The organism is Streptomyces sp. NPDC050548 (genome assembly GCF_044457385.1).
Classification (GTDB): Bacteria; Actinomycetota; Actinomycetes; order Streptomycetales; family Streptomycetaceae; genus Streptomyces.
This window is the reverse complement of record NZ_JBITGV010000001.1, coordinates 885,005-897,191: the sequence shown is the minus strand read 5'-3', so window position 1 is coordinate 897,191 and position 12,187 is coordinate 885,005. Positions and strand designations below refer to the sequence as shown.

The 12,187-nt window shown below is 70.2% G+C and carries 10 protein-coding genes and 1 pseudogene; 5 read left to right on the top strand and 6 right to left on the bottom strand.

Annotated elements, in window-relative coordinates:
- The 4 genes from ACIBJH_RS04200 to ACIBJH_RS04185 all read left to right on the top strand — a co-directional run bounded on the left by ACIBJH_RS04200 (window position 1) and on the right by ACIBJH_RS04185 (window position 5,304).
- Window positions 1-126 carry a hypothetical protein gene (locus ACIBJH_RS04200; RefSeq protein ID WP_399115618.1) on the top strand — a complete coding sequence of 42 codons (126 nt, stop codon included), beginning with the start codon at window positions 1-3 and terminating at the stop codon, window positions 124-126.
- Between the two features lie 135 nt (window positions 127-261).
- Entirely contained in the window at window positions 262-1,203 is a 942-nt protein-coding gene (locus tag ACIBJH_RS04195) for an ABC transporter ATP-binding protein (RefSeq protein ID WP_399115275.1), read from the top strand.
- The gene (locus ACIBJH_RS04190) at window positions 1,200-2,558 is read left to right on the top strand and encodes an ABC transporter permease (RefSeq protein ID WP_399115274.1); all 1,359 of its coding nucleotides are present in this window, start codon (window positions 1,200-1,202) and stop codon (window positions 2,556-2,558) included. Before ACIBJH_RS04195 ends, ACIBJH_RS04190 begins: the two co-directional genes overlap by 4 nt.
- A gap of 13 nt (window positions 2,559-2,571) precedes the next feature.
- On the top strand, window positions 2,572-5,304 hold the full coding sequence (locus ACIBJH_RS04185) for an alkaline phosphatase family protein (protein WP_399115273.1): 2,733 nt from the start codon (window positions 2,572-2,574) through the stop codon (window positions 5,302-5,304).
- Window positions 5,305-5,396: 92 nt separating this feature from the next.
- On the opposite strand, the gene ACIBJH_RS04180 is transcribed toward ACIBJH_RS04185, so the two are convergent.
- The 5 genes and pseudogenes from ACIBJH_RS04180 to ACIBJH_RS04160 form a co-directional block, all read right to left on the bottom strand.
- Window positions 5,397-6,869: a metallophosphoesterase gene (locus ACIBJH_RS04180; RefSeq protein WP_399115272.1), complete on the bottom strand. Its 1,473-nt coding sequence runs from the start codon at window positions 6,867-6,869 to the stop codon at window positions 5,397-5,399.
- A 67-nt stretch (window positions 6,870-6,936) separates the two neighbouring features.
- Window positions 6,937-8,103, bottom strand: coding sequence for a serine hydrolase domain-containing protein (locus ACIBJH_RS04175; protein ID WP_399115271.1), 1,167 nt, complete (start codon window positions 8,101-8,103; stop codon window positions 6,937-6,939).
- A gap of 37 nt (window positions 8,104-8,140) precedes the next feature.
- The gene (locus ACIBJH_RS04170) at window positions 8,141-8,596 is read right to left on the bottom strand and encodes an organic hydroperoxide resistance protein (protein WP_399115270.1); all 456 of its coding nucleotides are present in this window, start codon (window positions 8,594-8,596) and stop codon (window positions 8,141-8,143) included.
- Between the two features lie 128 nt (window positions 8,597-8,724).
- A complete protein-coding gene (locus ACIBJH_RS04165; RefSeq protein WP_399115269.1) occupies window positions 8,725-9,192 on the bottom strand; it encodes a MarR family winged helix-turn-helix transcriptional regulator in 468 nt (155 codons plus the stop codon).
- Window positions 9,189-9,842: pseudogene (locus ACIBJH_RS04160) on the bottom strand (energy-coupling factor ABC transporter ATP-binding protein); the annotation flags it as partial. The gene ACIBJH_RS04165 and the pseudogene ACIBJH_RS04160, both read right to left, overlap by 4 nt.
- A 260-nt stretch (window positions 9,843-10,102) precedes the next feature.
- Between ACIBJH_RS04160 and ACIBJH_RS04155 the strand changes: the two are divergent.
- The gene (locus ACIBJH_RS04155; RefSeq protein WP_019066592.1) at window positions 10,103-10,456 is read left to right on the top strand and encodes an SsgA family sporulation/cell division regulator; all 354 of its coding nucleotides are present in this window, start codon (window positions 10,103-10,105) and stop codon (window positions 10,454-10,456) included.
- 21 nt (window positions 10,457-10,477) lie between these two features.
- On the opposite strand, the gene ACIBJH_RS04150 is transcribed toward ACIBJH_RS04155, so the two are convergent.
- Window positions 10,478-12,100 carry a penicillin-binding transpeptidase domain-containing protein gene (locus ACIBJH_RS04150; protein ID WP_399115268.1) on the bottom strand — a complete coding sequence of 541 codons (1,623 nt, stop codon included), beginning with the start codon at window positions 12,098-12,100 and terminating at the stop codon, window positions 10,478-10,480.
- Window positions 12,101-12,187: the final 87 nt, after the last annotated feature.

The following is a 12,187-nucleotide window of genomic DNA, read 5'->3' as shown; positions in this document are numbered from 1 at the left end:
ATGACATCGATCATCGTCGGCGCGGCCATCGGGGCCGTCTTCTTCAAGGAGCGGTTCGGGGCGCCCCGGATCGCCGCCGCCGTGCTGCTGGTGGCCGGGATCGGGCTGATGCTGCGGGCGGGTTGACCGTTCGGGTTGACCGTTCCTTCACCCGGCTTGCCGACGACTTGACGATCCGTTCCATGGGCGTTCAGACGGCTGTCTGTGTGTGTGATGTGTGGTGTCCCTAAGGTCCCTGAGGATTCAGGAGAGAAGGGGCTCATGGAGACACTCCACGCGGTCCGGGCGGGCGGGATCACCAAGTGCTTCGGCGATGTCGTCGCGCTCGACGCCGTCGATCTGGAGGTGACGCAGGGCCAGATCCATGGTCTGGTCGGGCCGAACGGGGCCGGCAAGACCACCCTGCTCGGTCTGCTGCTGGGGCTGGCCGTCGCCGACAGCGGGCGGCTGGAGATCCTCGGCCGGCAGGTCGGGAGGGCGTTCGCCGCTCCCGACGGCGTGGCCGGTTTCGTGGACGGCCCCGGCCTCTACCCCTCTCTCACCGCCCGGCAGAACCTCGCCGCGCTGGCCGCACTGCGCGGCGGCGGCGAGGCACATACGTCAGGCATAGACGACGTACTCGACCAGGTCGGCCTCACCGATGTCGCCGACGACAAGGCTCGTGGCTTCTCGCTCGGTATGCGCCAACGGCTCGGCCTCGCCGCCGCACTGCTCACCAGACCCCGGCTGCTCGTGCTCGACGAACCGTCCAACGGCCTTGATCCGGCGGGCAAGAGACATGTGCACAGGGTGCTCAGCGGACTCGCCGCCGACGGGACCGCCGTGGTGCTCTCCAGCCACCGTATGGACGACCTGGAGGCGCTGTGCTCGGAGGTCACCATCCTCGCCACCGGACGGGTGGTGTTCTCCGGCCCGTTGAGCAAGCTGGCCGCCGAGAGCCGTGAACTCGACTACAGATTGCGGACGTCCGACGCACCGGCCGCGCACCGGCTCGCCGCCGAGACGACCGGTGTCCGGATCGTCGACGACAGCGGCGTACGGCAGGACACCGAGATGCTCGTCGTCCGCGCACTGACACCCGCCCTCGACGAACTGGTGGCCGGACTCGTCCGGTCGGGCATCGCGGTGCGCGAACTCGCCCCCGTGGTCTCGCCGTTGGAGGCCGCGTTCCTCGCGCTCACCGATCAGGAGGCGGGCCGATGACCACCGCAACCGCAACCACCGTCGCCGAACGCACCGCCACAGCCCCCCGCGTCTCCGTCGCACGCGGCTACCGCTTCGAACTCGTCAAGCTCGTCTCGCAGTGGCGGGTCCGGCTGCTGGTGCTCGCCTGCTGGATCGCCCCCGCGCTCTTCGTCGCCGGGGTGAGCGGACAGAGCACCCTCCCCTCCGACACCCTCTTCGGCCGCTGGATGCACGCCACGGGGTGGGCCGGGCCGCTGGTCATGCTTGGTTTCGCGGGTACTTGGGCGTTGCCGCTGCTCACATCCCTCGTCGCCGGTGACGTATTCGCCGCCGAGGACCGGCTCGGCACCTGGCGGCATCTGCTGGTGGCGGTCCGTTCGCCCGCGCGGATCTTCGTGGCGAAGGCGCTGGCCAGCGTCACCGTCATCCTGGCGCTGGTGGCGGGACTGGCCGTCTCCAGCACGGTCGGCGGGCTCCTGGCCGTAGGCAACCAACCACTCGTCGGCCTCGACGGCCACCTGCTCGCGCCGGGTGACGCGGCGGGCGCGGTCCTGCTCTCCTGGACCGCAGCCCTCGCCCCGACCCTGGCCCTCGCCGCGATCGGCCTCCTCGGCTCGGTCGCGCTGGGCCGGTCCTCGATGGGCCTGCTGCTGCCCGTCCTCGTCGCACTCGCGATGCAGGTCGCCCAGATGCTGCCCCTGCCCGTAGCCGTACGCCTCGCCCTGCCCGGCTACGCCTTCATCGCCTGGAACGGCCTGTTCACCAGCCCGGCCCAGCTCACCCCGCTCCTGATCGCCGTAGCGGTCAGCCTGGCGTGGACGGCGCTCGCCACCGCCCTCGCCCATCTCCTGTTCGTACGACGGGACTTCACCAACCCGGCCTACGACGGCTCCGGGCGCCGCGCGTTCACCTTCGGCGTGCTGCCGCTGGCCGCGCTGACCGCCGTCACCGTGGGGGCGGTCGCCGTGGCGACTCCGTCGACGGGCTCGGGGATCGAGCAGGCGAAGGTGCAGAAGTCCCTCGCCACCGTCTTCGCCCACCTCTACCGCCTCCAGACGCGGCAACTCCACCGCCCCGCCGTCACCGAGGCCCAGCTCCGGACCTCGGCGGCCTGCACCAAGAGCGACGGCCAGGCCGCCCAGGAGGGTGCGGGCAACGACTGGCGCTGCGTCGTGAGCTGGCATCTCCCCGGGGTCGCGGTCACGGGGTCGGCGATCTATCAGCTCGACATCACCTCGGACGGGCGGTTCGTGGCGGACGGCGACGGTCCCAAGGAAGTCAACGGCTACTTCCTGGTGCGGACTTCGACCGGTGACGCCCCGAATCCGCTGTGGCAGTTCGACGGCAACGTCGAGCTGCTCGAAACCCAGTGAAGGGAACAGTTCCGTGCAGGTAATCCGCCAGCGTCGGATCAGCGAGAAGAAACAGGTCAACCTCTTCGGCAGACATGTCGGCCGCCGGGCACTGCTGGTGACGACGGGTATCGCCGTCGCCCTCGGTGTCACGGGCACGGCGGTCGCCTCGACATATCAGTTCGGCACCCAGCAGGTCGGCCAGACCACCGCCAACGGCCAGGTCATCTCCAGCGACCAGTACATCAAGCCGTACGGCAGCCGCACCGTCATCAACGACGGCAAGATCATGTCGTCCACGGTCAGCCCGGACGGCACCCACCTCGCCGCCTCGATCGCCGACGGCGACGCCTCTCTGGTGGTCATGGACCTGGCCACCGGTCAGATCAAGCAGAAGGTCGGCACCGGCACGGCGGACGACCTGCGCATCAGCAGCGGCGCGGTCGGCCAGGAGGGCCCGACCTACTCGCCGGACGGCAAGCAGCTGTGGCTCGGCCAGGCAGGCGGCTACACCAAGTTCACCGTCAACGCCGACGGCACCCTCGCGAGCCCCACCGCCGTCCCGATCCCGGCCGACGGCGCCAAGCAGGCCCTTGTGGGCGCGGCCGTCTTCTCCCCCGACGGCTCCACCGTCTACTCGGCGGTCAACGGCCAGAACAAGGTGGTCGCCATCGACGCGGCGACCGGAACCATCAACCAGACCTGGTCAGTCGGTACCGCCCCGCGCGGAATCGCCCTGGTCGACGGCAAGTTGTACGTCAGCAACGAGGGCGGGCGCCCGGCGAAGCCCGGCGACACCACCATCAACTCCTACGGCACCGACGTGCCGGCCAACCCGAAGACGGGCGCCAGCACCACCGGCACGGTCAGCGTCATCGACACCGCGGACCCGTCGGCCGCCGTCGGCACCATCGCCGTAGGACTGCACCCGACCGCCGTGTACGCCAAGAAGGGCGCGGTGTTCGTCACCGACACCGCCGACAACAGCGTGTCGGTCATCGACACCCGCAAGGACAAGGTCGTCCAGACGATCGCGACCCAGCCGTGGCCGGAAGCGTCCGTCGGCTACGAGCCGAACGCGGTGACACTCACCGACGACGGCCGGCTGCTGGTCACACTCGGCCGCGCCAATGCGGTCGCCGTCTACCGCTACAGCTCCCCGCAGCAGCCCGCCCGCTACGTCGGCCTGCTCCCCACCGACTACTTCCCCTCGGGCATCACTGCCGACGGCAAGCAGATCGTCGTCGCCAACACCCGTGGCGTGGACGCCCTCCGCCCCGACGCGGCCGGCCACAACACGCACGACACGACGTCGAGCGTCACGCAGTTCACGCTGCCCGGCGACCTGACCGTCAGGTCCCAGACGGCCAAGGTCTTCAGGCAGAACGGCTGGACACCCGGCTCGGTCACCACGGCCAAGGGCAAGAGCCGCGCGAAGGCCGTCCCGGTCCCCGCCCGCCTCGGCGACCCCTCGACGATCAAGCACGTCTTCCTGCTCGTCAAGGAGAACCGCACCTACGACCAGGTCCTCGGCGACCTCCCGCAGGGCAACGGCAACGCCTCGCTCACCCAGTTCGGCGAGAACGTGACGCCCAACCAGCACGCGCTGGCCGAGCAGTTCGGGCTCTACGACAACTTCTACGACATCGGCACCAACTCCGCCGAGGGCCACAACTGGCTGATGCAGTCGGACAACCCGGAGTACACCGAGTCCTCGGCCGGCGAGTACACGCGCAGCTACGACACCGAGAACGACGTCCTCGGCCACCAGAAGTCCGGGTTCATCTGGACCGGCGCGCAGGCGGCCGGGAAGACGGTGAAGGACTTCGGCGAGTTCCAGTCGCTGGAGACGAAACCCTCCGGCGCGACCTGGCAGAACCTGTACTGCGACAGCAAGAACATGGCCGCGACCGGAGCGGAGACCGCCTACCCCATCAAGACGGGCTCGGCGATCCCCTCCCTCAACGACGTGTCGGTGCAGGGCTTCCCGCTCTTCGACCTCGACGTGCCGGACATCTACAAAGAGCAGATCTGGCAGCAGGACTTCGACAAGAGCGGCCCGGCGAACCTGAACATGTTCTGGTTCTCCAACGACCACACCGGCGGCCCCGCCAACGCCGCCGCCGAGGTCGCCGACAACGACCTCGCGGTCGGCAGGATGGTCGACAAGATCACCCACAGCAAGTACTGGAAGGACTCGGCGATCTTCGTCGTAGAGGACGACTCCCAGGCGGGCCTCGACCACGTAGACGGCCACCGAGCCCCGGTCCAGGTGATCAGCCCCTACGCCAACCACGCCACGGTCGACGACCACTACTACTCACAGATCACCATGGTCCGCACGATCGAGCAGATCCTCGGCATCCACCCGATGAACCAGCTCGACAGCGCGGCCACCCCGATGTACGACGCCTTCACGAGCAAGCCCGACAACACCCCGTTCACCGCGGTCCCCAACCGCACCTCCCTCACCCTGGGCGTGAGCCCCCAGCCGACCTGCGGCACGGACACCCCGGCGGGAGCGCCGACGACGGTCTCGGTCCCGTCGGCCGAGAAAACACTCGCGGCGGAGTGGAAGACCTGGGCCTCCCACCAACGCCTCACAGGCCCCCACGCGGTCCCCGACTACGCCAACCCCACCCAGATGAACCGCTACACCTGGTACCAGACCCACAACTGGACCAAGCCCTACCCCGGCGACAAGAAGCTCTACACGCCGGATGAAGTCCCCGGCGCATACCTCCCGTCCCCGGAGAACGACGGCTGACAAACACCGCCCCTAAAGGCGGCCCGCAGGGCCAGCCTTTAGGGGCGCGGGGAACCGCGCGCCCAGCCCCAACGGCGCAGCACCCGACAGACTCAGGCAACAGACACCCCGAGCGACCCAACACCAGACAGGTCATGGGCCCGAACGCTGTTACGGTCAGTCGCCGCCCGCCCCAGCGCATGATGCGGCCACAGTCCACCCGCCACCCGCCGAGACCGCTCCCCCCACTCCCGCGCCTCGATCCCACCGGCCTTGTAGTGGTTGAGGGCGTAACCCCCGGAGTGAACCCGCAGCAGCAGAAACCCCCCGGGATAGTCCTTCGCGGCAGTGACCTCCTGCTGCACGACATGCGGCGCCCGCACCAACGGCGTCCGCTTGTTCCGGTGGGTGTGTCCCGCGTGGTGCAGGAAAACCCCCGGTGCCGAGGCATACGCGTCGACGATCGCCCGCGCCTGCCGCCGATCCAGCTGCTGCCCCCGGGTCACCGGAAACACGGAGTCCCGTACGGTCAGCGGATGGTGGCCGAAGACGACGGTCGGCCGGTCCGGCTCCGCCCTGAGCCGCGCCCGGAACCAGGACAACTGCTCCTCACCGAGCCCACCCGCGTCACCCCCGTTTCCGGCCTTGGCGTACGTGTCGAGCCCGATGATCCGCAGCCCGCCGAGATCGTGGGCGAAGTACCCGGGCCCGCCGCCGAAGCCGTCGCCGAACCCCTCCCGGAACGTGTCGGCGGAACTCCCCGCCCGGTCGTGGTTGCCGCGTACGACGAGATAGTCCCGGCCGAGCGTGCCGAAGCCGTCCAGAATGCGCCTGGCCTCCGCCAGGTCCGCCGGTGACCCGCCCGCCGAGATGTCCCCGGCGGCCAGCAGCACGTCCGCCCCGCGCAGCTTGGCCTCCTCGACCAGCGCCCGGGTCATGATCTCCGGATAGGCGGCGAGGCCCGCCGCCTGCGACACCCCGCGCAGCAGCGGGAAGCCCGCCATGAGGCCCGCGGTGGTCTCGCCGAGGTGCAGGTCGTTGCAGAGGGCGATGGACAGCAGGTGCCGGCCGGGCGGGGGCTGCGGCGTGGTGAAGGAGTACGTGCCGGTCAGGGACCCGAGCCCGTGCCGCGAGGTGCCGACGGCGTTCCCGCGCACGTGCTGCAACGGCGTCGGTACGGCGGTCACACCCCCGGAACGGGCCCGGTAGTAGTACGTCTGCCCGGGCTCCAGGCCGGTCAGCTCCACCTGGTGGTGCGCGGTGGGCCGCTCCTCGGCCGCGACGCGGTTGAGCCGGGCCGGGTGGGTGCCGTAGACGACCTCGCCCTCGGTGACCGCGGGGATCGGGTGGCCGAAACCGTCGTCGGTGCCGGGTATCCGGGTGTGCCAGGTGATGATCGCGCTGTCCTCGGTGAGGGTGACCAACTCCAGGTGTACGGCGGTCAGTTGGCGGAATCCACCGCGCCCGGGACGGGCGTGGGCGGCACGCAGCAGCGCCGGGACGAGGAGCGTGCCGGAGCGCAGGACGTCGTAGGGAGTGGGGAGCGCGGCGAGGGCCGCGAGGGGAGCCGAGATGCAGCAGCGCATACCCCATTGTTGCCCCAGGGTCGTGAACTCCGGCGGTGCCGCCGACGGCCGCAGCCGTACCAGTGCGCTACGACAGTGCGGTGCGCACCGCTCTGACCAGGGCCTGCGCTCGTGGATCAGCCGTCACACTCTTTCGGAACGAATTCGTCACATACCCGAACGCGATGCCCGAATCCGGGTCCGCGAAGCCCAGGGCGCCGCCCCGGCCCGGGTGCCCGAAGGAGCCGTCCGAGAGGAGCGGGGACGCGCCGCCGTGCAGCATGTAGCCCAGGCCGAAACGGGTGTTGATCACGAGGATGCGGTCGGGCCCCGCAGAGCGTTCCGTACGGGCCAGCTCGACCGTCTCGGGGGTGAACAGCCGTGTCCCGCCGTCCACTTCGCTGATCAGGGAGGCGTAGAAGCGGGCCAGGCCGTCCGCCGTCGCGATGCCGTTCGAGGCGGGGAGTTCGGCGGCCCGGTACGCCGGGTCGTTCTCGTCCGGCATCGGCGTGATCGCGCCGAACGCGCGCCGGGTGAGGGAATCGGGGTTCGCGTACGCCTCGGAGACCGAGCGCTTGGGGCGGACACGGAGAACCCCCGCGTCCGCGGCCGGCGGCGCCTCCATCTGCGCCACCCGGCCCACCCGCCCCGCCTCACCGGACGGCAGCCCCACCCACAGGTCCGCCCCGACCGGACCGGCGATCTCGTCCGCGATCCACTCGCCGATCGACCGGCCGGTCACCCGCCGCACCAGCTCACCGGTCAGCCAGCTGTACGTCTGCGCGTGGTAGCCGTGGTCGGTGCCCGGCTCCCACACCGGCGCCTGGGCAGCCACCGCCGCGGCGCCCTGCACCGGGTCCGCGGCCTGCTCCGGGGTCAGCGGATGGTCCAGCACCGGGACGCCCGCGCGGTGCGCGAGCAGGTGCCACACGAGGGTGCGTTCCTTGCCGGCGGTCTTGTACTCCGGCCAGTACTCGCCCACGGGAGCGTCCAGGTCCAGTTCCCCGCGCCGCGCGAGCAGCAGTAGAGCGGCGGCGGCCACGCCCTTCGTCGCCGAGCGGACGATCTGGGCCGTGTCCCGCTGCCAGGGTGCGGTGCCGTCGACGTCCTTGGTGCCGGCCCACAGGTCGACGACCCGGTGCCCGTCCCGGTACACGGTCACGGCCGCGCCCCGGTCCCCGCGCGCCTCGAAGTTGGCCGCGAACGCCTCCCTGACCGGCTCGAAGCCCTGGGCCACCACGCCGTTCACGTCCACGTCCGCACTCCTGGTCCCGCCGATCCGCTGTCCTACCTCAACCAAGCAGGATCGTGACGTCGATGTTCCCGCGCGTCGCGTTCGAGTACGGGCAGACCTCGTGGGCCGCGTCCACCAGCTTCGCCGCGATGCCCGGGTCGAGGACCGGGAGGGAGACGCTGAGGGCGACCGCGAGGCCGTAGCCGCGCTGCTTGTTGGGGCCGATGCCGACCTTCGCGGCGACCGTGGAGCCGGTCAGGTCGAAGCCGGCCCTACGGCCGACCAGGACCAGCGCGTTGTGGAAGCAGGAGCTGTAGCCGGCCGCGAAGAGCTGCTCGGGGTTGGTGCCGTTGCCGTCGCCGCCCATGGCCGGGGGCATCGCGACCTGGAGGGCGAGCTGGCCGTCCTGGCTGCTGACATAGCCGTCCCGGCCGCCGTGGGCGGTGGCCTCGGCGACGTACATGATCTTCGTCGGGCGGGTGTCGACGGCGGTGGCAGCGGCGTCGTCGGTCATGGCGGGACCTCCCCCAGAACGGAAACACAGGGCGGAAAGACAGGAGCGGGCAACTACATCGTGCACAAGATACTGACCGGTAGGACGGTCGTGGCTACCAGGGGGTAGCAACCGCCGGTAACCCGAGGTCAGCGGGCCCGCTCCGCCGCCGCCCCAGCGCGCTCCGCCAGCCGCCACAGCTCCGCGCGCAGCCGTACGACCTCCGGCATCTCCAGCTCGGTCGCCGCGAGCAACGCGCCCGGCACCCGGGCCGCACGTTCTCTCAACGCGCTGCCGCGTTCCGTGCACGCGACCAGCACCGAGCGCTCGTCGTGGGCCGCGCGCTCGCGGTGGACGAGTCCGGCCGCCTCCAGGCGCTTCAGGAGCGGCGACAGCGTGCCGTAGTCGAGGCGCAGGGCGGCCGAGAGGTCCTTGACCGTGCTCTCGCCGCGCTCCCACAGGACGAGGAGGACGAGGTACTGCGGGTAGGTCAGCTCCAGCTCCTCAAGGAGCGGGCGGTACGCGGCCGTCAGCGCGCGCTGGGCCGCGTACAGCGCGAAGCACAGCTGCTCGTCGAGGAGCAGCGACCCGGCAACCGTATGGTCCTCGTTCGTCACGCGCCCATTGTCACGGACCGCGGGTCGAACCCGAAGGGCAACTCCAGACGATGGGCCCGCATCAGCGCGCCGTCGGAGAGGAGTTCGCCGGTCGCGCCGTCCGCCGCGATGACACCCTCGCTCAGGATCAGCGAACGCGGGCACAGCTCCAGCGCGTACGGCAGGTCGTGCGTGACCATGAGGACGGTCACGTCCAACGACCGCAGGATGTCGGCCAGTTCGCGCCGTGAGGCGGGGCCGAGGTTGGAGGACGGCTCGTCGAGGACGAGGATCTCCGGCTCCATGGCCAGTACGGTCGCCACCGCCACTCTCCTCCGCTGCCCGAACGACAGATGGTGCGGAGGCCGGTCGGCGAAGTCCGCCATGCCCACCGACTCCAGTGCCGTGCGCACCCGTTGCTCCAGCTCGGCGCCCTTCATCCCGGCCGCCGCCGGACCGAACGCCACGTCCTCCCGCACCGTCGGCATGAAGAGCTGGTCGTCGGGGTCCTGGAAGACGATCCCGACCCGGCGCCGGATCTCCGCCATGTGCCGCTTGCCGACCGGGAGTCCGGCCACCGTCACCGTGCCCGCGCCGCCGGTGAGGATGCCGTTGAGGTGCAGCACGAGGGTGGTCTTCCCGGCGCCGTTCGGGCCGAGCAGGGCGGCGCGCGCCGCGCAGGCTCACGGCGATGGCTCCGGCGGCGACGGCTCCGGTCGCGGCGGACATGGGGGCGTCGATGAATCCGTCAGGCACATGCACAGGATGATTTTAGATGGTTGTTGCGAGTCCTTTGCAAGAGCGAGAAGGTCCCCTTCGGTATGTGAGATCTGTCGCCCCGGAGGGCGGACGCGGGAAAATATGCGACATTGGGGTAGTGGAAGCGGATGCACAGCTTTCACACAGGTCACTCAGCGTAAGGGGCCGCCCGATGTCCGTAGTCGAACAGTACGCGCGAGCCCATATCGTCACCGACGAGGACGTGGACCGGCTGGACCCCGCCGCCGTGCCCGTCGTCCTGCGGTACGACCCCGAATCCGATCCGCGAACCGTCCGTATCGACCTGCCCGGACCGCATGCCTGGACCTTCGACCGCGAGCTGCTGGAAGAGGGGCTGCGCGCCCCCGCGGGCAGCGGCGAGGTGCGCGTGTGGCCGTGCGGGCGGGTGCAGGCCGTGGTCGAGTTCCACTCCGAACAGGGCGTCTCCGTCGTCCAGTTCGAGACGAAGACGATCATGCGGTTCCTGCGGCGGACCTATACGGCCGCCGCACCCGTCGGCACCTGAGGCTCAGCCTCAGCCTGGGCCTCAGCCGCCGAGACCGCTGCCCAGCTTCAGCAGGGCGCCCACGATCGGACCCGCCGTGTCGCCGCCGTGGCCGCCCGCCTGGACCACGCCGGCGGCCACGAGGTCGCCCTTGTACGCGGTGAACCAGCCGTTGGGCTTCTTCTGGCCGTCGACCTCCGCCGAGCCGGTCTTCGCGCCGTAGTCGGGACCGAGTCCGGCCATCGCCTTCGTCGCCGTGCCGTAGTCGGCGGTGTACTTCATGACTTCCTTCAGCTCGGCCTGCGTCGTCGACGACATCGTGCGCGAGGCCTTGGCGATCGTGCGGTTGTCGACCGTCGGGGAGACCAGGTACGGCTGGTGGAAGGTGCCCGTGTCGACCGTGGCCGAGACCGACGCCATGTTCAGCGGGTTCATCCGGACCCCGCCCTGGCCGATCAGCGAGGCGCCCATCTGCGCGCCGCTCTGCACCGGGACCGAGCCGTCGAAGGTGGGGACGCCGATGGCCCAGTTGTTGAGGCCGAGGCCGTAGACCTGCTGGGCCTCCGTCGTCAGGTCGCTGTTGGTCAGCTTGGGCGCGAAGTTGATGAAGGCGTTGTTGCAGGACGCCCCGAAGGCCATCTTGAACGTGCCCTTCTTGATCTCCGAGTCGTCGTCGTTGTGGAAGGTCCAGCCCGCCAGCTTGTACGTCTTGGGGCAGGGGTGGGACGCGTCCGGGGTGATGAGGTTCTTCTCGAAGAGCATCGTCGACGTGACGATCTTCATCGTGGAACCCGGGGCCAGTGAGCCCTGGAAGGCCACGTTGAAGCCGTGCGAGGCGTTCGCGACGGCCAGGATCTCGCCGGTCGACGCGCGCATCATCACGACCGAGGAGTTCTTCTGCTTGCTGACCTGCGTCTCGGCCGCCGCCTGGAGGGTCGGGCTGATCGTCGTCTTCACCTTGCCGGGCGTGCCCTTGCTCAGCTCGACGAGCGTCTTGTCGGACTCCTTGGACGTCTTGCCGCGGACCACCCGCAGCTCGATGCCCGCCTTGCCGCCCGCCTTCTTGCCGAACTTCTCCCGCAGCCCGTCCAACACCGGCCCCAGCGACGGGTACTTGGCGGTCGTCAGCTCGCCGCCGTCCCGGTCGTAGGCCTTGATCGGCGGGGTGCCGGACTCGCCCGTCACCAGGGTGTCGCCGTCGGCGAGATCGGGGTGGACGACGGAGGCGTGCCACTGGACGTACGGCTTGCCGTCCTTCGCGCTGCGCACGACGGTGAGCGAAGTGGCGTACGTCATGGGCTTGTTGATGCCCTTGTACGACACCGTGCACTTCACGGAGAACGGGACCTTGGCGCCGGTGGGGGTGCCCTCGGTGACGGTGATGCCCTTCATGTGGGCGTTCTTGCTGTAGCCGGTGAGCAGTGCGGTGGCCGCCGTCGACTTGTCGGTCGCGGCGGCGGCCAGGGCGACCTTGCCGTGCTGCCAGTCGGCCAGGTACCGCTTCGCGGTCGTCTGGACCTCGGCCGCCGTCAACGGGCCCTTCTTGATGGCCTTGTGGTCCGCGGCGGTCGACGTGCGCGCCTCGGCCGACGCACCGCCGTCGTACAGCGCGTAGGCACCCACGCCCGCGCCGACGACGGCCACGGCGATCACCCCGCCGACCATGGCGGGTCTCGCCTTCCGTCGCTCGGCGACGCGCCTTCTCTTGCCCCTCGTGCCCACAGTTCCCGATCCTCCGCGAATCCCTTTGGG